This window comes from Litoribrevibacter euphylliae (assembly GCF_042646085.1).
In the GTDB taxonomy this organism is placed as follows: domain Bacteria; phylum Pseudomonadota; class Gammaproteobacteria; order Pseudomonadales; family Litoribrevibacteraceae; genus Litoribrevibacter; species Litoribrevibacter euphylliae.
This window is the reverse complement of sequence record NZ_JBHRSZ010000005.1, coordinates 201,066-218,740: the sequence shown is the minus strand read 5'-3', so window position 1 is coordinate 218,740 and position 17,675 is coordinate 201,066. Positions and strand designations below refer to the sequence as shown.

General features: G+C 45.3%; 31 protein-coding genes. All 31 read left to right on the top strand.

Features of this window, described 5'->3' with window-relative positions; translation table 11 throughout:
• Positions 1-32 precede the first annotated feature (32 nt).
• The 31 genes from rpsL (at position 33) to ACFOEK_RS13695 (ending at position 17,674) form a co-directional block, all read left to right on the top strand.
• Positions 33-407 (top strand): 30S ribosomal protein S12, encoded by a 375-nt coding sequence (rpsL, locus tag ACFOEK_RS13845; RefSeq protein WP_284379860.1) that lies wholly within the window; start codon positions 33-35, stop codon positions 405-407.
• Between the two features lie 103 nt (positions 408-510).
• Positions 511-981 (top strand): 30S ribosomal protein S7, encoded by a 471-nt coding sequence (gene rpsG / locus ACFOEK_RS13840; protein WP_386721936.1) that lies wholly within the window; start codon positions 511-513, stop codon positions 979-981.
• A 33-nt stretch (positions 982-1,014) separates the two neighbouring features.
• On the top strand, positions 1,015-3,126 hold the full coding sequence (gene fusA / locus ACFOEK_RS13835) for an elongation factor G (protein WP_386721934.1): 2,112 nt from the start codon (positions 1,015-1,017) through the stop codon (positions 3,124-3,126).
• A gap of 22 nt (positions 3,127-3,148) precedes the next feature.
• Complete coding sequence (gene tuf / locus ACFOEK_RS13830) at positions 3,149-4,372, top strand: elongation factor Tu (RefSeq protein WP_386721932.1); 1,224 nt, start codon at positions 3,149-3,151, stop codon at positions 4,370-4,372.
• A gap of 175 nt (positions 4,373-4,547) precedes the next feature.
• Positions 4,548-4,859 carry a 30S ribosomal protein S10 gene (gene rpsJ, locus ACFOEK_RS13825; protein WP_284379400.1) on the top strand — a complete coding sequence of 104 codons (312 nt, stop codon included), beginning with the start codon at positions 4,548-4,550 and terminating at the stop codon, positions 4,857-4,859.
• Positions 4,860-4,965: 106 nt separating this feature from the next.
• A complete protein-coding gene (rplC, locus tag ACFOEK_RS13820) occupies positions 4,966-5,604 on the top strand; it encodes a 50S ribosomal protein L3 (RefSeq protein ID WP_386721929.1) in 639 nt (212 codons plus the stop codon).
• A gap of 8 nt (positions 5,605-5,612) precedes the next feature.
• On the top strand, positions 5,613-6,218 hold the full coding sequence (gene rplD, locus ACFOEK_RS13815) for a 50S ribosomal protein L4 (RefSeq protein ID WP_386721928.1): 606 nt from the start codon (positions 5,613-5,615) through the stop codon (positions 6,216-6,218).
• Positions 6,215-6,511, top strand: coding sequence for a 50S ribosomal protein L23 (gene rplW, locus ACFOEK_RS13810; protein WP_386721926.1), 297 nt, complete (start codon positions 6,215-6,217; stop codon positions 6,509-6,511). The genes rplD and rplW overlap by 4 nt, the downstream gene beginning before the upstream one ends.
• Before the next feature lie 14 nt (positions 6,512-6,525).
• Positions 6,526-7,353 (top strand): 50S ribosomal protein L2, encoded by an 828-nt coding sequence (gene rplB / locus ACFOEK_RS13805; RefSeq protein ID WP_386721924.1) that lies wholly within the window; start codon positions 6,526-6,528, stop codon positions 7,351-7,353.
• A 10-nt stretch (positions 7,354-7,363) separates the two neighbouring features.
• Complete coding sequence (rpsS, locus tag ACFOEK_RS13800; protein WP_284379412.1) at positions 7,364-7,639, top strand: 30S ribosomal protein S19; 276 nt, start codon at positions 7,364-7,366, stop codon at positions 7,637-7,639.
• An 18-nt stretch (positions 7,640-7,657) separates the two neighbouring features.
• Complete coding sequence (gene rplV, locus ACFOEK_RS13795; protein ID WP_386721922.1) at positions 7,658-7,990, top strand: 50S ribosomal protein L22; 333 nt, start codon at positions 7,658-7,660, stop codon at positions 7,988-7,990.
• Between the two features lie 11 nt (positions 7,991-8,001).
• Positions 8,002-8,679 carry a 30S ribosomal protein S3 gene (rpsC, locus tag ACFOEK_RS13790; RefSeq protein ID WP_386721920.1) on the top strand — a complete coding sequence of 226 codons (678 nt, stop codon included), beginning with the start codon at positions 8,002-8,004 and terminating at the stop codon, positions 8,677-8,679.
• A gap of 14 nt (positions 8,680-8,693) precedes the next feature.
• Positions 8,694-9,107 (top strand): 50S ribosomal protein L16, encoded by a 414-nt coding sequence (rplP, locus tag ACFOEK_RS13785; RefSeq protein ID WP_284379420.1) that lies wholly within the window; start codon positions 8,694-8,696, stop codon positions 9,105-9,107.
• On the top strand, positions 9,107-9,298 hold the full coding sequence (gene rpmC, locus ACFOEK_RS13780; protein ID WP_284379423.1) for a 50S ribosomal protein L29: 192 nt from the start codon (positions 9,107-9,109) through the stop codon (positions 9,296-9,298). Before rplP ends, rpmC begins: the two co-directional genes overlap by 1 nt.
• 2 nt (positions 9,299-9,300) lie before the next feature.
• Positions 9,301-9,564 (top strand): 30S ribosomal protein S17, encoded by a 264-nt coding sequence (gene rpsQ / locus ACFOEK_RS13775; RefSeq protein WP_386721917.1) that lies wholly within the window; start codon positions 9,301-9,303, stop codon positions 9,562-9,564.
• Positions 9,565-9,595: 31 nt separating this feature from the next.
• On the top strand, positions 9,596-9,964 hold the full coding sequence (gene rplN, locus ACFOEK_RS13770; protein ID WP_386721915.1) for a 50S ribosomal protein L14: 369 nt from the start codon (positions 9,596-9,598) through the stop codon (positions 9,962-9,964).
• Positions 9,965-9,979: 15 nt separating this feature from the next.
• On the top strand, positions 9,980-10,297 hold the full coding sequence (gene rplX, locus ACFOEK_RS13765; protein ID WP_386721913.1) for a 50S ribosomal protein L24: 318 nt from the start codon (positions 9,980-9,982) through the stop codon (positions 10,295-10,297).
• Between the two features lie 16 nt (positions 10,298-10,313).
• A complete protein-coding gene (gene rplE, locus ACFOEK_RS13760) occupies positions 10,314-10,853 on the top strand; it encodes a 50S ribosomal protein L5 (protein ID WP_386721967.1) in 540 nt (179 codons plus the stop codon).
• Between the two features lie 11 nt (positions 10,854-10,864).
• Entirely contained in the window at positions 10,865-11,170 is a 306-nt protein-coding gene (gene rpsN / locus ACFOEK_RS13755; protein ID WP_386721911.1) for a 30S ribosomal protein S14, read from the top strand.
• A 55-nt stretch (positions 11,171-11,225) separates the two neighbouring features.
• Complete coding sequence (gene rpsH, locus ACFOEK_RS13750; RefSeq protein WP_386721909.1) at positions 11,226-11,618, top strand: 30S ribosomal protein S8; 393 nt, start codon at positions 11,226-11,228, stop codon at positions 11,616-11,618.
• Between the two features lie 11 nt (positions 11,619-11,629).
• Positions 11,630-12,163, top strand: coding sequence for a 50S ribosomal protein L6 (gene rplF / locus ACFOEK_RS13745; RefSeq protein WP_386721907.1), 534 nt, complete (start codon positions 11,630-11,632; stop codon positions 12,161-12,163).
• 9 nt (positions 12,164-12,172) lie between these two features.
• Positions 12,173-12,523 carry a 50S ribosomal protein L18 gene (rplR, locus tag ACFOEK_RS13740; RefSeq protein WP_386721905.1) on the top strand — a complete coding sequence of 117 codons (351 nt, stop codon included), beginning with the start codon at positions 12,173-12,175 and terminating at the stop codon, positions 12,521-12,523.
• Positions 12,524-12,533: 10 nt separating this feature from the next.
• The gene (gene rpsE, locus ACFOEK_RS13735) at positions 12,534-13,034 is read left to right on the top strand and encodes a 30S ribosomal protein S5 (protein WP_386721903.1); all 501 of its coding nucleotides are present in this window, start codon (positions 12,534-12,536) and stop codon (positions 13,032-13,034) included.
• Positions 13,035-13,038: 4 nt separating this feature from the next.
• Positions 13,039-13,224, top strand: coding sequence for a 50S ribosomal protein L30 (gene rpmD, locus ACFOEK_RS13730; protein WP_284379440.1), 186 nt, complete (start codon positions 13,039-13,041; stop codon positions 13,222-13,224).
• Positions 13,225-13,227: 3 nt separating this feature from the next.
• Complete coding sequence (gene rplO / locus ACFOEK_RS13725) at positions 13,228-13,662, top strand: 50S ribosomal protein L15 (RefSeq protein WP_386721900.1); 435 nt, start codon at positions 13,228-13,230, stop codon at positions 13,660-13,662.
• Entirely contained in the window at positions 13,662-14,975 is a 1,314-nt protein-coding gene (secY, locus tag ACFOEK_RS13720) for a preprotein translocase subunit SecY (protein ID WP_386721898.1), read from the top strand. Before rplO ends, secY begins: the two co-directional genes overlap by 1 nt.
• Positions 14,976-15,007: 32 nt before the next feature.
• Complete coding sequence (rpmJ, locus tag ACFOEK_RS13715; RefSeq protein WP_284379448.1) at positions 15,008-15,124, top strand: 50S ribosomal protein L36; 117 nt, start codon at positions 15,008-15,010, stop codon at positions 15,122-15,124.
• A 116-nt stretch (positions 15,125-15,240) separates the two neighbouring features.
• Positions 15,241-15,597, top strand: a complete 357-nt coding sequence (gene rpsM, locus ACFOEK_RS13710; RefSeq protein WP_386721896.1) for a 30S ribosomal protein S13 — start codon at positions 15,241-15,243, stop codon at positions 15,595-15,597.
• A 24-nt stretch (positions 15,598-15,621) separates the two neighbouring features.
• Positions 15,622-16,014 carry a 30S ribosomal protein S11 gene (gene rpsK / locus ACFOEK_RS13705; RefSeq protein ID WP_284379453.1) on the top strand — a complete coding sequence of 131 codons (393 nt, stop codon included), beginning with the start codon at positions 15,622-15,624 and terminating at the stop codon, positions 16,012-16,014.
• An 11-nt stretch (positions 16,015-16,025) separates the two neighbouring features.
• The gene (gene rpsD / locus ACFOEK_RS13700; protein WP_386721893.1) at positions 16,026-16,646 is read left to right on the top strand and encodes a 30S ribosomal protein S4; all 621 of its coding nucleotides are present in this window, start codon (positions 16,026-16,028) and stop codon (positions 16,644-16,646) included.
• Positions 16,647-16,672: 26 nt separating this feature from the next.
• Complete coding sequence (locus ACFOEK_RS13695; protein ID WP_386721891.1) at positions 16,673-17,674, top strand: DNA-directed RNA polymerase subunit alpha; 1,002 nt, start codon at positions 16,673-16,675, stop codon at positions 17,672-17,674.
• Position 17,675: the final 1 nt, after the last annotated feature.

Sequence of the window (17,675 nt, the reverse complement as noted above, 5' to 3'; positions counted from 1 at the left end):
TTGTTTTGTTCAATTAATGTGGAGTTGTTTACATGGCAACGATTAATCAGTTGGTACGTAAGCCTCGTAAACGCGTTGTAGAGAAAAGCAATGTTCCTGCTTTGGAAGCTTGTCCTCAACGTCGTGGTGTTTGTACCCGTGTGTATACAACCACTCCTAAGAAGCCAAACTCAGCATTGCGTAAGGTTTGCCGTGTGCGCCTAACCAATGGTTTTGAAGTAACTTCTTATATCGGTGGTGAAGGTCACAACTTGCAAGAGCACAGTGTTGTGTTAATTCGCGGTGGTCGTGTTAAAGACCTTCCAGGTGTTCGTTATCACACTGTACGTGGTAGCTTGGATACCCAAGGTGTTGCAGATCGTAAGCAAGGTCGTTCTAAGTACGGTACTAAGCGTCCTAAGGGTTAATAAACCTGTAATAGTAGATGCTTTACTGTAGATAAGAGTAAGGCCAAGCAAATAAATGTTGTTTTAGTCTTGGGGAAACCTGAAGACCTTTGAGGACTTATCAATGCCAAGAAGAAGAGTCGCCGCAAAACGTGAAATTCTTCCAGATCCAAAGTTTGGAAACATCACGTTGGCAAAATTTATGAACCACGTAATGGTTAGTGGTAAAAAATCAACAGCGGAAAAAATTGTTTATGGTGCGCTAGATGTAGTAGCAGAACGCACTAATGAAGATCCGTTAGAGTTATTCAATAAAGCGCTTGAAACAGTGCAGCCATTGGTTGAGGTTAAGTCTCGCCGTGTGGGTGGTGCTACATATCAGGTGCCTGTAGAAGTTCGTCCAAGTCGTCGTGAAGCGCTTTCTATGCGCTGGTTGGTTGACGCTGCGCGTGGTCGTGGTGAGAAATCAATGGCGTTACGTCTTGCAAACGAAATGCTAGACGCAGCAGAAGGTAAAGGTTCTGCAGTTAAGAAGCGTGAAGATGTTCACCGTATGGCTGAAGCGAACAAGGCGTTCTCGCACTACCGCTTCTAAGATATTTGTGCTTCTAAATAGCAGGAGAACCACGTGGCACGATCAACCCCCATTAATAGATACCGTAATATTGGTATTTGCGCGCATGTAGATGCTGGTAAAACTACTACGACAGAGCGTGTGCTTTTCTATACTGGTATTTCGCACAAAATCGGCGAAGTGCATGATGGGGCTGCAACCATGGACTGGATGGAGCAAGAGCAGGAGCGTGGTATTACTATCACCTCGGCTGCGACGACTTGTTTCTGGAAGGGGATGGCTCAGCAATTTGATGAGCATCGCATTAACATCATCGACACACCGGGGCACGTTGATTTTACTATTGAAGTAGAGCGTTCCTTGCGTGTTCTTGATGGTGCTGTGGTTGTTTTATGTGGTTCTTCTGGTGTTCAGCCTCAGACTGAAACGGTCTGGCGTCAGGCGAACAAATATGAAGTTCCGCGCATGGTCTTTGTTAATAAAATGGATCGTGCCGGAGCTGACTACTTTATGGTAGTTGATCAACTTAAAGACCGTTTAGGTGCGGTTGCTGTGCCATTGCAAATTAATATTGGTGCAGAAGATGAATTCGCTGGTGTAGTGGATTTGATCAAAATGAAAGCGATCATGTGGAGCGAAGCTGACATGGGCGCTACTTTTGAGTTGGTGGATATTCCTGCTGAGCTGGTTGAAAAAGCAGAAGAGATGCGTGAGCAGATGGTTGAGGCTGCTGCAGAGGCGTCTGAAGAGTTGATGGATAAATACCTTGAAGAAGGTGAGTTGTCCGAAGAGGAAATTAAACAGGGTATTCGTCAGCGTACATTGGCGAACGAGATTGTTCCTGTTTTGTGTGGGTCTGCATTTAAGAATAAAGGTGTGCAGGCTGTGTTGGATGCTGTTATTGAGTATTTGCCTTCTCCGACAGAAGTGAAGGCTATCGAAGGGCATTTAACAGATAAAGATGAAACGCCTGCGGTTCGTCATTCTGATGATAAAGAGCCTTTTGCGGCTCTGGCATTTAAAATTGCGACCGACCCGTTTGTTGGTACCTTAACATTCTTCCGTGTGTATTCTGGTGTGTTAAGTGGTGGTGATAGCGTTCTTAACTCTGTGAAGGGGAAAAAAGAACGTGTAGGTCGTATGGTTCAGATGCATGCTAATAGTCGTGAAGAAATTAAAGAAGTATGTGCTGGCGATATTGCAGCGGCTGTAGGCCTTAAAGATGTTACAACCGGAGATACATTGTGTGATCTTGCTTCTCCGATTGTATTGGAAAGGATGGAATTTCCGGAACCTGTGATCTCAGTTGCTGTTGAGCCTCGCTCAAAAGCTGATCAAGAGAAAATGGGGATTGCGTTAGGTAAATTGGCTCAAGAGGATCCTTCGTTCCGTGTAGAAACGGATGAGGAAACTGGTCAGACGATTATTTCTGGTATGGGTGAGCTTCACCTGGATATTATTGTTGATCGTATGAAGCGTGAGTTCAGTGTTGAGGCTAATGTTGGTGCGCCTCAAGTTGCCTATCGTGAAAAAATTCGTTCAACTGCAGAGATCAATCACAAATTCGTTCGTCAGTCTGGCGGTCGAGGGCAGTATGGTCATGTTGTTGTTCGATTCGAGCCAGCAGAAAATGCAAACTCAGAAACATTGGAGTTTGTTAACGAGGTTGTTGGTGGTGTTGTTCCTAAGGAATACATCCCGGCAGTTGAGAAAGGTATTCAAGAGCAGTTAAAAAATGGTGTGTTGGCTGGTTATCCTGTTCTGGGTGTGAAGGCTACTCTATTTGATGGCTCGTACCATGATGTTGACTCGAATGAGATGGCGTTTAAAATTGCGGCGTCTCAAGCGACAAAGCAGCTTTCTTCTGAAGGTGATCCAGCGTTGATGGAGCCAATGATGAAGGTTGAAGTTGTGACTCCTGAGGACTATATGGGCGATGTGATGGGTGACTTGAATCGTCGTCGTGGTTTAGTTCAGGGCATGGAGGATTCTCCTTCGGGTAAAGTGATTAATGCTGAAGTTCCACTTTCGGAAATGTTCGGTTATGCAACTGATCTGCGTTCCGCAACGCAAGGTCGTGCGACTTACTCAATGGAATTTGCAAAATATGCTGAAGCACCAGCAAACATTGCAGAAGAAGTTATTAAGAAAAATTTTGGCGAATAATTTAATTTCGAGGTAATTAAAAGTGGCAAAGGAAAAATTTGAACGTTCCAAACCGCATGTTAACGTTGGTACTATCGGTCACGTTGACCACGGCAAAACAACTCTAACTGCGGCATTGACTCGTGTATGTTCAGAAGTGTTTGGTGGTGAGAAAGTAGATTTCGCAAACATCGATAACGCTCCAGAAGAGCGTGAGCGTGGTATTACAATTGCGACTTCACACGTAGAGTATGATTCAACTGATCGTCACTACGCGCACGTAGACTGCCCAGGGCACGCTGACTACGTTAAAAACATGATTACTGGTGCTGCTCAGATGGACGGCGCTATCTTGGTATGTGGCGCGACTGATGGTCCTATGCCTCAGACTCGTGAGCATATCCTTCTTTCTCGTCAGGTAGGTGTACCTTACATCGTAGTATTCTTGAACAAAGCAGACCTTCTTGCTGAAGACTGTGGCGGTCACGGTACTGAAGAGTATGACGAGATGCTAGAGCTAGTAGAGATGGAACTGCGTGATCTACTAAGCGAGTATGAATTCCCAGGTGATGACACTCCAATCATCGCTGGTTCTGCTCTAATGGCATTGAATGGTCAAGATGATAATGAGCTAGGTACAACAGCAGTTAAGAAGCTAGTTGAAGCGCTAGATTCTTACATTCCTGAGCCAGAGCGTGATACTGACAAGCCATTCCTAATGCCGATTGAGGATGTATTCTCAATTCAAGGTCGTGGTACTGTAGTAACTGGTCGTATCGAAAGTGGTATCATCACTGTTGGTGAAGAAATCGAAATCGTTGGTATCAAAGAGACTACCAAGACAACTTGTACTGGTGTTGAAATGTTCCGTAAGCTGCTTGACGAAGGTCGTGCAGGTGAGAACTGTGGTATTCTTCTACGTGGTACTAAGCGTGATGAGGTTGAGCGTGGTCAAGTATTAACTAAGCCAGGTGCAATCACTCCGCACACTAAATTCGAAGCAGAAATCTATGTGTTAGGTAAAGATGAAGGTGGTCGTCATACTCCATTCTTCAAAGGTTACCGTCCACAGTTCTACTTCCGTACAACTGACGTAACTGGTTCTTGTGAACTACCTGATGGCGTAGAAATGGTTATGCCTGGTGATAACGTTCAGTTGTCTGTAACTCTAATTGCTCCAATTGCGATGGACGAAGGTCTACGCTTTGCGATCCGTGAAGGCGGTCGTACAGTTGGTGCAGGTGTTGTTGCAAAAATCATCGAATAATATTCGATATTTGCATTAATACTTGAGTTCAAAAAAGGAGGCTTATGCCTCCTTTTTTTATGTGTATTGTAGGGAGTTGACAAAAAATGATCAGTTGCTTACAATGCGCGTCCTTTTAAATGGGGTCGGTTCATCAAAATTGAGCCGATGTTTATGATCTTGTGGAGTTTGGATAATGCAAAACCAAAAAATCAGGATTCGTTTGAAGGCTTTTGACTATCGCCTAATCGATGCTTCGACTCAGGAGATTGTTGAGACTGCAAAACGTACTGGTGCTCAGGTTCGCGGACCAATCCCAATGCCAACTCGTAAAGAGCGTTTTACTGTGCTGATTTCACCACACGTAAACAAAGATGCTCGTGATCAATACGAGATTCGCACTCATAAGCGCATGCTTGACATCGTTGAGCCAACTGAGAAAACAGTTGACGCGTTAATGAAGCTCGATTTGGCAGCTGGTGTTGACGTTCAAATTAGCCTTGGCTAATAACCTTTCATCAGTTTTTGCGCTGAAAGCGTAATTCGATGTTTGGAACGCCTTGGAAAGGGCGACCATAGAGGGTGAAAGTCCCGTACAGATAGAGGAAATAGAAATGTCTATTGGTTTAGTAGGGCGGAAGAGCGGGATGACTCGCGTATTCACCGAAGAAGGTGTATCCGTACCTGTTACAGTAATTGAGGTTGAACCTAACCGCATCGCTCAAGTGAAAACGCTTGAAGTTGATGGTTATAAAGCAGTTCAGGTTACAACTGGTTCTAAAAAAGCAAGTCGTTTGACTAAGGCTGAGCAAGGACACTTTGCAAAAGCTGAAGTTGAAGCAGGTCGTGGTCTATGGGAATTTCGTGTAGATGGCGACGAAGAACTTGCGGTAGGTCAAGAATTGACCGTTGATCGCTTTGAAACTGGTCAAAAAGTAGATGTATCTGGTACATCTAAAGGTAAAGGTTTCCAGGGTGGTGTTAAGCGTCACAACTTTGCGATGCAAGATGCAACCCACGGTAACTCTTTGTCTCACCGTGCGCCTGGTTCGATTGGTCAGTGTCAAACACCTGGTCGTGTTTGGAAAGGTAAGAAAATGGCTGGTCAAATGGGTAACGCTAACGTAACAGTGCAAACTCTTGAGGTTGTACGTGTTGACGCTGAGCGTGGGCTGTTGTTAATCAAGGGTGCTGTTCCTGGTGCTCCTGGTAATGACGTTGTTGTTAAACCAGCTATTAAAGCGCGCGGCTAGGAGGCGATATGGAACTGAATATTACAGGTGCTGAAGGCACTGTTCAGGTATCTGACGTAGCTTTCGGTCGTGAGTACAATGAAGCGTTGATCCATCAGGTAGTGACAAGCTATCTAGCTGGTGCTCGTCAAGGTACTCGTGCTCAAAAGACTCGTTCTGAAGTAAGCGGTGGTGGTAAGAAGCCATGGCGCCAAAAAGGTACTGGTCGTGCACGTGCTGGTACAATTCGTAGCCCGATCTGGGTTGGTGGTGGTAAGGCTTTCGCAGCAAAACCACAAGATCACTCTCAGAAAGTTAACAAAAAGATGTATCGAGCAGCCCTTCAGAGCATTGTTTCTGAATTGGTTCGTCAAGAACGTCTAGTGGTTGTTAATGAAGTTGCTTGCGAAAAGCCAAAAACTAAAGAGTTACTAGGTAAGCTTACTGAGTTGAACCTAGATAACGTTTTAATTGTTTCTGAAAATGTTGAGCAAAACCTATATCTAGCATCACGTAACCTTGTTGGTGTTGAAGTACTAGATGTTGCTGGTATCGATCCTGTTAGCTTGATCGCGCATGAGAAAGTATTGGTTACGGTTCCTGCTCTTAAGAAGATTGAGGAGGCGTTATCATGAATCAAGAACGCGTCTTTAAGGTTTTGCTAGGTCCTCATGTTTCAGAAAAAGCTAGCGTTGTTGCAGAAAAGAACCAGCAGGTTGTTTTCAAAGTTGCTCCAGATGCTACTAAGCCTGAAATTAAAAAAGCTGTCGAGCAGTTGTTCGACGTGAAAGTTGAGTCCGTCCAGGTTCTAAACCAGAAAGGTAAGACAAAGCGCACTGCGCGTGGTCTAGGTAAGCGTAGCGATTCTCGTAAAGCTTATGTTCGTCTTGCTGAAGGCAGTGACATTGATTTTCTGGGCGCTGAATAAGAAGGGGTAAGGTAATGGCAGTTATTAAGTGTAAACCTACGTCCCCGGGTCGTCGCCACGTTGTCAAAGTAGTAAGTGATGAGCTTCATAAGGGTAAGCCTTATGCTCCACTGCTTGAGAAGAAGACGAAATCTGGTGGTCGTAACAACAATGGACGTATTACAACTCGTCACATTGGCGGTGGTCATAAGCAGCACTACCGTAAAATTGACTTCCGTCGTAACAAAGATGGTATCCCAGCAGTAGTTGAGCGTTTGGAATATGATCCAAACCGTAGTGCGCACATTGCACTTCTAAAATATGCTGATGGTGAGCGTCGTTACATCATCGCTCCTAAGGGTGTTAAAGCAGGCGATCCAATCGCTTCAGGTTCTGATGCGCCAATTCGCGTTGGTAGCACGTTACCGCTACGTAACATTCCTGTAGGTTCTACTGTTCACTGTATTGAACTTAAGCCAGGGAAGGGTGCTCAGATCGCACGCTCTGCTGGTGCAGCAGTTCAGCTGGTTGCTCGTGAAGGTGCATACTGCACACTTCGTCTACGTTCAGGCGAAATGCGTAAAGTATTAGCTGACTGTCGTGCGACTCTTGGTGAAGTGAGCAACAGTGAGCATAGCTTGCGTCAACTTGGTAAAGCTGGTGCTTCTCGCTGGCGTGGTGTTCGCCCAACCGTTCGTGGTGTTGTTATGAACCCGGTAGATCACCCGCACGGTGGTGGTGAGGGTCGTACTTCAGGTGGTCGTCATCCTGTTACACCTTGGGGTGTTCCAACTAAGGGACACAAGACTCGTAAGAACAAGCGCACGGACAAGTTTATTGTTCGCCGTCGCAACGCCAAGTAAGGAGTAGACTGTGCCACGTTCATTAAAGAAAGGTCCATTTGTTGACCATCATCTGATGAAAAAGGTTGAAGCTGCTTTGGAAGCTGGCGACAAGAAGCCAATTAAAACTTGGTCTCGTCGTTCAACGATCTTCCCAGAGTTTGTTGGGTTGACCATTGCAGTTCATAACGGACGCCAACATGTGCCTGTTTTCGTAAACGAAGATATGGTTGGTCACAAGTTGGGTGAATTTGCTGCGACACGTACATATCGTGGTCACGTAGCTGATAAGAAAGCCAAGCGCTAATCTTAGGGGTATTTAAAGATGGAAGTATCCGCAGTATTAAAAGGTGCGCGTCTGTCTGCTCAAAAAGCTCGCTTGGTTGCTGATCAGGTGCGCGGTAAAGACGTAGCAGAAGCGCTAGACATTTTGGCCTTCAGTCCTAAAAAGGGCGCTGCAATTGTCAAGAAAGTTCTTGAATCTGCCATCGCTAATGCAGAGCACAACGAAGGTGCTGATATCGATGAATTGCGCGTTAGCACAATTATGGTGGATGAAGGTATGACTCTTAAGCGTATCAAGCCTCGTGCTAAAGGTCGCGCAGATCGTATCTTGAAGAGAACTTGTCATATCACTGTTAAAGTAGCGGACAATTAGGAGACGGCCAGATGGGTCAGAAAGTAAATCCAACAGGTATCCGCCTGGGCGTTACTAAAGATCATAACTCGATCTGGTACGCTGACGGCAGTGCCTACGCAGACAAGCTGCTAACAGACCTTAAAGTTCGTAAGTTCCTTGAAGAACGTTTAGTAAAGGCTTCTGTTAGTAATATTATTATCGAGCGTCCTGCACAGAATGCTCGTATCACTATTCACACTGCTCGTCCGGGTATTGTGATTGGTAAGAAAGGCGAAGATGTAGAAAAACTACGTCAAGAAACTTCTAAGATGATGGGTGTACCTGTACACATCAACATCGAAGAAATTCGCAAGCCAGACATGGATGCAAAGCTAGTTGCTGCTAACGTAGCAGGTCAGCTTGAGCGTCGTGTTATGTTCCGTCGTGCAATGAAGCGTGCAGTGCAAAATGCAATGCGTCAGGGCGCGAAAGGAATCAAAATCCAGGTAAGTGGTCGTCTTGGTGGTGCTGAGATTGCTCGTACTGAGTGGTATCGTGAAGGTCGTGTACCTCTTCACACTCTACGTGCAGACATCGACTATGCGACTTACGAAGCATCCACAACTTACGGCATCATTGGTGTTAAAGTTTGGATCTTTAAAGGCGAAATTTTGGGCGGTATTGAAGAAGTACGTGCTCAGAAAGCGTCTAAGAAAAAAGCTAAGTAAGGGGGTAATGAATTATGTTACAACCTAAACGTATGAAATTCCGTAAGATGCAAAAAGGTCGTAACCGTGGCCTTGCTAATCGCGGAAGTAAGGTTAGCTTTGGTGAATTCGGCCTTAAAGCTACTGGTCGTGGTCGCATCACTGCTCGTCAAATCGAAGCAGCTCGTCGTACCATGACTCGTCACATTAAACGTGGCGGTAAGATCTGGATTCGAGTATTCCCAGATAAGCCAATTACCCAGAAGCCTCTTGAGGTTCGTCAAGGTAAAGGTAAAGGTTCTGTAGAATACTGGGTTGCACAGATTCAGCCAGGTAAAGTGTTGTACGAAATGGAAGGTGTTAGCGAAGAGTTGGCGCGCGAAGCATTCGCTCTAGCTGCCGCTAAGCTACCTGTATCAACAACCTTTGTAACGCGAACGGTGATGTAATGAAAGCGAGTGAATTGAGAGAAAAGAGCTCTGAAGAGCTACAGCAACAACTACTCGACTTGCTACGCGACCAGTTTAACTTGCGTATGCAAAAATCGACCGGTCAATTGAGCCAAACGCACTTGCTAACTCAAGTTCGTAAGGACATTGCTCGCGTAAAAACTGTGCTGAACCAGAAAGCAGGTAATTAAAGATGACAGAACAGCAAAAAAATGCGCGCACTGTCTCAGGTAAAGTCGTGAGCGACAAGATGGATAAGACCATCACAGTACTTGTTGAGCGTCGCGTAAAGCACCCAATTTATGGGAAGTACGTTAAGCGTTCTACGAAAGTACATGCGCATGATGAGAGCAACCAGTGCCGTCTAGGTGATGTGGTTACTATTAGTGAATCTCGTCCAATGTCTAAGACTAAGTCTTGGGCTTTGGTTGAGGTTGTAGAAAAAGCAGCCGACTAAGTCGGCGACAACATAGGTATTGGAGTGAATTATGATTCAGACTCAAACAATGCTTGACGTCGCTGATAACAGCGGTGCACGTCGTGTGATGTGTATCAAGGTCCTAGGCGGTTCTCACCGTCGTTATGCGGGCATTGGTGACATCATTAAAGTTACAGTTAAAGAAGCTATTCCTCGCGGTAAAGTGAAGAAGGGCCAGGTGATGAACGCAGTTGTTGTTCGTACCAAGCGTGGCGTTCGTCGTCCAGATGGTTCTATCATTCGTTTCGATGGAAATGCTGCAGTTTTGTTGAACGCATCAGAAGCGCCAATCGGTACTCGTATCTTTGGTCCGGTTACACGTGAACTACGCTCTGAGAAGTTCATGAAAATCATTTCCCTAGCACCTGAAGTGCTTTAAGGGGGGAGGAGAATTATGAATAAACTCAGAAGTGGCGATGAAGTAATCGTAATCGCGGGTAAAGACAAAGGTAAGCGCGGTAAAGTATCTAAGGTTCTTAAAGATGGTCGTTTGATCGTTTCTGGCATTAACCTAGTTAAGAAGCACCAGAAGCCAAACCCATTCTTAGGTACACCAGGCGGTATCGTTGAGAAAGAAGCTGCAATCCAGACTTCAAACGTTGCAATTTTTAATAATGCAACGAATAAAGCTGATCGCGTAGGCTTCAAGGTGCTTGAAGACGGCAAGAAGGTTCGTATCTTCAAGTCGAATCAAGAAGTTATTGATGCATAAGGCATTGGGTACGACAATGGCAAGATTAAAGCAATTTTATCAAGATCAAGTTGTACCCAAGCTGCGTGAGCAGTTTGAGTACAAAAATGTAATGGAAGTGCCTCGCATCACCAAAATTACTCTTAACATGGGTGTTGGTGAAGCTATTGGCGACCGTAAGCTAATCGAGAACGCTGTTGCGGATATGGAGCAGATTGCAGGTCAAAAGCCTGTTGTTACTCGCGCTCGTAAATCAGTGGCAGGCTTTAAAGTTCGTGAAGGTTGGCCGATTGGTTGTAAGGTGACTTTGCGTAATGATCAAATGTGGGAATTTTTAGACCGTTTCATGAATATCGCGCTACCTCGTGTACGTGATTTTCGCGGTGTAAATCCAAAATCATTTGATGGTCGTGGTAACTACAGCATGGGTATTAAGGAACAGATTATCTTTCCTGAGATTGATTATGATAAAATCGATCGCCTTCGCGGTATGGATATCACTATCAGCACTACAGCGAACACCAATGAAGAAGGTAAGGCTTTATTAGAAGCCTTTAACTTCCCATTCCGCAAGTAAGGGGTTGACACATGGCAAAGGTATCAATGAAACAGCGCGAATTTAAGCGCGAAAAACTTGTAGCCAAATATGCTGAAAAGCGTGCTGCCCTGAAAGCTATCATTTTGAGCCCAGAAAGCTCTGATGATGAAAAGTGGGAAGCGCAGCTTAAGCTGCAACAACTGCCTCGTGATTCTAGTAAAGCTCGTCTACAGCGTCGCTGTCAGCTTACTGGTCGTCCACATGCAGTTTATCGCAAGTTCAAACTAAGCCGTATCCAGCTTCGCGAAGCAGCGATGCGTGGCGACGTTCCTGGTTTGAAAAAAGCAAGTTGGTAAGCGGTTGTGCCCTCTTCTGAGGGCCTTCTGCTGCACAACCTAGGAGTAAACCTAAATGAGTATGCAAGATACGTTAGCGGATATGTTTACACGTATTCGTAACGGACAGATGGCTGAGCACCAAAGTGTTACTATGCCATCTTCAAAACTTAAGGTTGCTGTTGCTGACGTTCTTAAGAACGAAGGTTACATCACTGACTTTGCTGTAACAGAAGGTGCAAAACCTGAACTTACAGTAAGCCTTAAGTATTTCGAAGGTAAGCCAGTTATTGAGCGAATTGAGCGTGTATCTCGTTCTTCTCTTCGTCAATACCGTGGTGTTAATGGATTGCCTAAAGTAGAAGCTGGTCTTGGTATTGCTATCGTTTCTACTTCTAAAGGCGTTATGACTGACCGCCAGGCTCGTAAAGAGAATGTTGGTGGTGAAGTTCTAGCAACGGTATTCTAAGGGAGGGCGGAATGTCTCGAGTAGCTAAAAGCCCTGTCTCGATACCGAGCGGCGTTGAAGTAAAGATCGACGGTGACAAACTAACTGTAAAAGGCGCTAAAGGCAGCCTTGAGTTGGCTTTGACTGGTACCGTTGAAGTTAAACAAGAAGACAACCAACTTACGTTTGCTGCTAAAGATGGTAGTAAGCAGTCTCGTTCTATGTCTGGTACAACTCGTGCACTTATCAACAATATGGTTGTAGGTGTAACTCAGGGCTTCGAGAAGAAGCTTGAGTTGAAAGGTGTTGGTTACCGTGCTGCAGTTCAGGGTAAGAAGTTAAATCTTCAGTTGGGTTTCTCAAACCCAATTGAGTATGAACTACCTGAAGGTATTACTGCTGAAGCACCAAGCCAAACTGAAGTTGTGCTAAAAGGTATTAGCAAGCAGCAAGTTGGTCAAGTCGCAGCTGAAATCCGTGCTTTCCGTCCACCTGAGCCTTACAAAGGTAAAGGCGTCCGCTATGCAGACGAAATGGTTCGCACTAAAGAAGCTAAGAAGAAGTAAGGGTAGGGTATGCTTAGTAAGAAAGAAAGTCGCTTGCGTCGTGCCCGCCGTTCTCGTTCTCATATACGTGAATTGGGTGCGACCCGTTTGTGTGTTACTCGCACATCACAACATATTTATGCGCAAATCATTTCTGGTGACGGAAACAAAGTACTAGCTTCAGCATCTACTTTGGATAAAGAATTGCGTACAGGTGCAACTAGTAATAAAGATGCAGCGGCTAAAGTGGGTGAGCTTATTGCAAACCGCGCTAAAGACGCTGGTGTTACTAAGGTTGCTTTCGACCGTTCTGGTTTTAAGTATCATGGTCGCGTTAAAGCATTAGCTGACGCTGCTCGTGAAGCTGGCCTTGAGTTCTAAGGGGTAGAAGATGTCAAATACAGAACAAACTACTACCGAATTGCAAGAGAAGCTGGTTCAAGTAAATCGTGTTGCGAAAACTGTTAAAGGTGGACGTATTTTCGGTTTTACAGCTTTGACTGTAGTAGGTGATGGCCAAGGTCGTGTAGGTTTCGGTCGTGGTAAAGCTCGTGAAGTACCTGTAGCTATTCAAAAAGCTATGGAAGCGGCGCGTCGTAATATGATCAGTGTTCAACTAGATGGGAACACTCTGCAGTATCCTGTTACAGCACGTCATGGCGCTTCAAAAGTTTACATGCAGCCAGCATCAGAAGGTACTGGTGTTATTGCCGGTGGTGCAATGCGCTCTGTGCTTGAGCTTGCGGGTGTTCAGAACGTACTAGCTAAGTGCTACGGTTCTACGAACCCTGTAAACGTTGTTCGTGCAACGTTCAATGGCTTGAAGCAGATGAAATCACCTGAAGACGTTGCTGCTAAACGTGGCCTTTCAGTGGACGAGATTCTGGGGTAATACGATGGCTGGTAAGAAAGTACAAGTAAAACTGGTTCGTAGCCCTATCTCAACTCTTCCAAAGCACAAGCTTTGTGTAAAGGGTTTAGGTCTGCGCAAGATTGGTCAAGTAGTTGAGCTTGAAGACACGCCATCTGTTCGTGGCATGATCAACAAGGTTAATTACTTAGTTGAAGTTATAGGAGAGTAAGCTATGCGTCTTAATTCTCTTAGCCCAGCTCCAGGTTCCAAGACTGCTAAAAAGCGTGTAGGTCGTGGTATCGGTAGTGGCCTAGGTAAGACAGGTGGCCGTGGTCACAAGGGTCTTAAATCACGTTCAGGCGGTAGCGTAGCTCCTGGTTTTGAGGGTGGTCAACAGCCATTGCAGCGTCGTCTTCCTAAGTTTGGTTTTACTTCTCGTAAGTCTCTAGTAACAGCTGAGATTCGCTTGAATGAACTAGCTAAAGTGGAAGGTGATGTAGTTGATTTGGATACATTGAAAGCAGCCAACGTTGTAAATGGCAGCATTCAGTATGCAAAAATCATCCTCTCTGGCGAAATTAATAAAGCAGTAACGGTTAAAGGCTTGCGCGTAACTAAAGGCGCTAAGGCTGCAATCGAAGCTGCAGGCGGTAAGGTTGAAGAATAATGGCTAAAGCAGGAGCATTGCCAGCAGGTGCGGCAAGTGGCTTAGGCGAGCTTAAGTCTCGTCTGTTATTTGTATTTATGGCTATCGTTGTATATCGCATCGGTGCCCATATACCTGTACCTGGAATTAATCCAGATAGACTGGCAGCCTTGTTCGAGCAAAATCAGGGAACGATTCTAAGCCTCTTCAATATGTTTTCCGGAGGGGCTTTGGAGCGCATGAGTATTCTTGCGCTCGGAATTATGCCTTATATTTCTGCGTCCATTATTATGCAGCTTCTGACAGCAGTTTCTCCTCAATTGGAGGCACTGAAGAAAGAAGGTGAGGCTGGACGTAGAAAAATCAGCCAATATACGCGTTATGGTACCGTGGTTTTAGCAACCGTGCAGGCATTAGGTATGTCTATGGGGCTTGCTAGTCAGGGTATTTCGTTTACTACAGGCTTTTCTTTCTTCTTTGTAGCAACAACGACACTTGTTTGTGGCGCTGTGTTCCTTATGTGGTTAGGTGAGCAGGTAACCGAGCGTGGTATCGGTAATGGTATATCTATCCTGATTTTTGCTGGTATTGTTGCAGGGCTTCCTTCAGCAATTGGGCAAACCTTCGAAGCTGCTCGTCAGCAGGATGGTATGTCATTCCTTGGACTGATAGTTATATCGCTATTGGCCATTGCAACGATTGCATTTGTTGTATGGATGGAACGCGCACAGCGCCGTATCACTGTACATTATGCAAAGCGTCAGCAAGGTCGTAAGGTATTTGCTGCTCAAAGTAGTCATTTACCTTTGAAAGTGAATATGGCGGGTGTTATTCCACCGATTTTTGCTTCTAGTATCCTGTTGTTCCCAGCCTCTCTCGGTCAATGGTTTGGCCAAGGGGAAGGTATGGAATGGTTGCAGGAAGTAGCATTGGCTCTCGCTCCAGGTCAGCCTCTTTACCTGATTTTGTTTACATTAAGTGTTGTGTTCTTCTGTTATTTCTACACAGCCCTTATGTTTAATCCTAAAGATGTGTCAGATAACTTAAAACGGTCTGGCGCATATGTACCGGGGATTCGTCCTGGTGAACAGACATCACGTTATATAGATAATGTACTGTCGCGCTTAACATTGTTCGGCGCCGCTTATATTGCCGCAGTATCTTTGCTGCCGCAGTTGCTAGTGATTTTCTTCGATGTTCCATTCTATTTTGGTGGCACTTCGTTGTTGATCGTAGTAGTGGTGATTATGGACTTTATGGCGCAAGTACAATCTCACTTGATGTCTAGCCAGTACGGCTCTCTGATGAAGAAAGCTAACCTTAAGGGCGCTTAAGCCCGGTTAGTACTTGAATTGGAGATGCGATCATGAAAGTACGTGCATCAGTAAAGAAAATTTGTCGTAACTGTAAGATTATTCGTCGTAACGGTGTTGTTCGTGTGATCTGCGATGCAGAACCACGTCATAAGCAGCGTCAAGGCTAATAATGTTAACGGTGGGTGCAACAGTGCTTGATTTTTATTCGATCACGCATTATGCTGTTGCGCCTTTCACGATAGTCGTGAACAATTCGTTACGAAAGTTTAACGGAGTAATTTAGATGGCCCGTATAGCAGGCGTCAATATTCCAGACAACAAACATGCGGTGATTTCACTCACCTACATTTTTGGTGTTGGTCGTACAAGATCTCAGAGCATTCTTGCTGCTGTAGGTGTTGAGCCAACTACTAAAATTAAAGACTTGTCTGAAGAAGTATTGGATAAAATTCGTGCGGAAGTTGCTAAGTTTGACACTGAAGGTGACTTACGCCGTGAAATCAATATGAACATCAAGCGGCTTATGGATTTAGGTTGTTACCGTGGTTTACGCCACCGTCGCAGTCTACCTCTACGTGGACAGCGTTCTAAAACGAATGCTCGTACTCGTAAAGGTCCTCGTAAGCCTATTAAGAAATAATCTTTGATAGCAGGAAACTGAAGCATGGCAAAGCCAAGCAGTTCAAAGGCACGTAAAAAAGTTAAAAAGCAAGTCGCGGATGGCATTGCGCACATTCACGCTTCTTTTAACAATACCATCGTGACTATTACTGACCGTCAAGGCAATGCTCTAGCGTGGGCAACTGCAGGCGGATCTGGTTTCCGAGGTTCTCGTAAGTCTACTCCGTTCGCGGCACAGGTTGCTGCTGAGCGTGCAGGTACTGCAGCTCAAGAGTATGGTCTTAAGAACCTGGATGTAGAAGTTAAGGGCCCAGGCCCTGGTCGTGAGTCTGCAGTGCGTGCACTAAACGCTTGTGGATACAAGATCAGCAACATTACGGACGTTACACCTATTCCTCATAATGGTTGTCGTCCTCCTAAGAAGCGTCGCGTGTAAAAGGGGGCAGTATGGCTCGTTATATCGGACCAAAATGTAAACTGTCTCGTCGTGAAGGCACTGATCTTTTCTTAAAGAGCGGTGCACGTGCACTTGATTCCAAGTGTAAGCTAGAGACAGCTCCGGGTCAGCACGGCCAACGTCGTGGTCGTTTGTCTGATTACGGTCTACAGTTGCGTGAAAAGCAAAAAGTTCGTCGTACTTATGGCGTTCTTGAGAAGCAATTCCGTAACTATTATAAAGAAGCAGCGCGTCTTAAAGGTGCTACAGGTGAAAACTTGTTGCAACTTTTAGAGGCTCGCTTAGATAACGTTGTTTATCGCATGGGCTTTGGTTCTACACGTGCAGAAGCACGTCAAATCGTAAGCCACAAAGCGATTCAAGTTAACGGTCGTACAGTTAATATCGCTTCTTATCAAGTCGCTCCTGGCGATGTAGTAAGCATCCGTGAAGGTGCCAAAGGTCAACTTCGTATCCAAGGTGCTCTTGAATTGAGCAAAAACCGTGCTGCGGTTGAATGGGTAGAAGTAGACGAGAAGAAGCTGGAAGGTACGTTCAAGTCTGTTCCTGAGCGTTCTGATCTGTCGGCAGAAATTAACGAAAACCTGATTGTTGAGCTTTACTCTAAGTAACAGGTATAGCTAATTAAGAGGCAACTATGCAGCGTTCCGTGAACGACTTTTTAGTTCCACGTCACATTGATGTGACTGAATACAGTAATACTCGCGCAAAAGTGGTTCTTGAGCCATTGGAGCGTGGATTTGGTCATACGCTGGGTAGTGCTTTGCGTAGGATCCTGCTCTCTTCAATGCCTGGTGCAGCTATTGTTGAAGCCGAAATTGACGGTGTTCAGCACGAGTACAGTGCAATTGAAGGTGTGCAGGAAGACGTAATTGAGATTCTGTTGAACCTTAAAGGTGTTGCAGTTCGCATGAATGAAGCGGATACAGCAACATTAACCCTTTCTAAGGTTGGTCCTGGTCCTGTATTGGCCGGAGATATTCAAGTTGATCATTCAGTGGAAATCGCAAACCCTGAGCACGTGATTGCAAACTTGAATGAAGCAGCAGAGTTGAAAATGACTCTTAAAGTTGCCAAAGGTCGTGGCTATGAGCCAGCTGATACTCGCGAGTCCGATGAAGACGAAACTCGTCCAATCGGCCGCCTTCAGCTAGACGCCACATACAGCCCAATTCGTCGCGTCGCTTATAGTGTTGAGAGTGCGCGTGTTGAGCAACGTACTGACCTGGATAAGCTGGTGATTGATCTAGACACTGATGGCACTATTGAGCCTGAAGAGTGTATTCGCCGTGCTGCAACTATCCTACAGCAACAGTTAGCTGTGTTCGTCGATCTTGAGAATGAAGCTGAGCCAGAAGTTAAAGAAGAAGAAGATCAAATTGATCCTATCCTTCTTCGTCCTGTTGACGATCTAGAGCTAACAGTTCGTTCTGCAAATTGCTTGAAGGCCGAGAATATTTACTATATTGGCGATCTAATTCAGCGTACTGAAGTTGAGTTGCTGAAAACGCCAAACCTTGGTAAGAAGTCTCTGACTGAAATTAAAGACGTACTCGCTTCGCGCGGTCTGTCTTTAGGTATGCGTCTAGAGAACTGGCCTCCAGCAAGTTTGAAAAACGACGACAGGGTAAACCCGTAAT

Bases quoted from the DNA above. Each gene is read 5' to 3' on its own strand.
- rpsL (WP_284379860.1), top strand. From the start codon at position 33: ATGGCAACGATTAATCAGTTGGTACGTAAGCCTCGTAAACGCGTTGTA.
- rpsG (WP_386721936.1), top strand. From the start codon at position 511: ATGCCAAGAAGAAGAGTCGCCGCAAAACGTGAAATTCTTCCAGATCCA.
- rpsJ (WP_284379400.1), top strand. From the start codon at position 4,548: ATGCAAAACCAAAAAATCAGGATTCGTTTGAAGGCTTTTGACTATCGC.
- rplC (WP_386721929.1), top strand. From the start codon at position 4,966: ATGTCTATTGGTTTAGTAGGGCGGAAGAGCGGGATGACTCGCGTATTC.
- rplD (WP_386721928.1), top strand. From the start codon at position 5,613: ATGGAACTGAATATTACAGGTGCTGAAGGCACTGTTCAGGTATCTGAC.
- rplW (WP_386721926.1), top strand. From the start codon at position 6,215: ATGAATCAAGAACGCGTCTTTAAGGTTTTGCTAGGTCCTCATGTTTCA.
- rplB (WP_386721924.1), top strand. From the start codon at position 6,526: ATGGCAGTTATTAAGTGTAAACCTACGTCCCCGGGTCGTCGCCACGTT.
- rplV (WP_386721922.1), top strand. From the start codon at position 7,658: ATGGAAGTATCCGCAGTATTAAAAGGTGCGCGTCTGTCTGCTCAAAAA.
- rpsC (WP_386721920.1), top strand. From the start codon at position 8,002: ATGGGTCAGAAAGTAAATCCAACAGGTATCCGCCTGGGCGTTACTAAA.
- rplP (WP_284379420.1), top strand. From the start codon at position 8,694: ATGTTACAACCTAAACGTATGAAATTCCGTAAGATGCAAAAAGGTCGT.
- rpmC (WP_284379423.1), top strand. From the start codon at position 9,107: ATGAAAGCGAGTGAATTGAGAGAAAAGAGCTCTGAAGAGCTACAGCAA.
- rpsQ (WP_386721917.1), top strand. From the start codon at position 9,301: ATGACAGAACAGCAAAAAAATGCGCGCACTGTCTCAGGTAAAGTCGTG.
- rplN (WP_386721915.1), top strand. From the start codon at position 9,596: ATGATTCAGACTCAAACAATGCTTGACGTCGCTGATAACAGCGGTGCA.
- rplX (WP_386721913.1), top strand. From the start codon at position 9,980: ATGAATAAACTCAGAAGTGGCGATGAAGTAATCGTAATCGCGGGTAAA.
- rplE (WP_386721967.1), top strand. From the start codon at position 10,314: ATGGCAAGATTAAAGCAATTTTATCAAGATCAAGTTGTACCCAAGCTG.
- rpsN (WP_386721911.1), top strand. From the start codon at position 10,865: ATGGCAAAGGTATCAATGAAACAGCGCGAATTTAAGCGCGAAAAACTT.
- rpsH (WP_386721909.1), top strand. From the start codon at position 11,226: ATGAGTATGCAAGATACGTTAGCGGATATGTTTACACGTATTCGTAAC.
- rplF (WP_386721907.1), top strand. From the start codon at position 11,630: ATGTCTCGAGTAGCTAAAAGCCCTGTCTCGATACCGAGCGGCGTTGAA.
- rplR (WP_386721905.1), top strand. From the start codon at position 12,173: ATGCTTAGTAAGAAAGAAAGTCGCTTGCGTCGTGCCCGCCGTTCTCGT.
- rpsE (WP_386721903.1), top strand. From the start codon at position 12,534: ATGTCAAATACAGAACAAACTACTACCGAATTGCAAGAGAAGCTGGTT.
- rpmD (WP_284379440.1), top strand. From the start codon at position 13,039: ATGGCTGGTAAGAAAGTACAAGTAAAACTGGTTCGTAGCCCTATCTCA.
- rplO (WP_386721900.1), top strand. From the start codon at position 13,228: ATGCGTCTTAATTCTCTTAGCCCAGCTCCAGGTTCCAAGACTGCTAAA.
- secY (WP_386721898.1), top strand. From the start codon at position 13,662: ATGGCTAAAGCAGGAGCATTGCCAGCAGGTGCGGCAAGTGGCTTAGGC.
- rpmJ (WP_284379448.1), top strand. From the start codon at position 15,008: ATGAAAGTACGTGCATCAGTAAAGAAAATTTGTCGTAACTGTAAGATT.
- rpsM (WP_386721896.1), top strand. From the start codon at position 15,241: ATGGCCCGTATAGCAGGCGTCAATATTCCAGACAACAAACATGCGGTG.
- rpsK (WP_284379453.1), top strand. From the start codon at position 15,622: ATGGCAAAGCCAAGCAGTTCAAAGGCACGTAAAAAAGTTAAAAAGCAA.
- rpsD (WP_386721893.1), top strand. From the start codon at position 16,026: ATGGCTCGTTATATCGGACCAAAATGTAAACTGTCTCGTCGTGAAGGC.
- ACFOEK_RS13695 (WP_386721891.1), top strand. From the start codon at position 16,673: ATGCAGCGTTCCGTGAACGACTTTTTAGTTCCACGTCACATTGATGTG.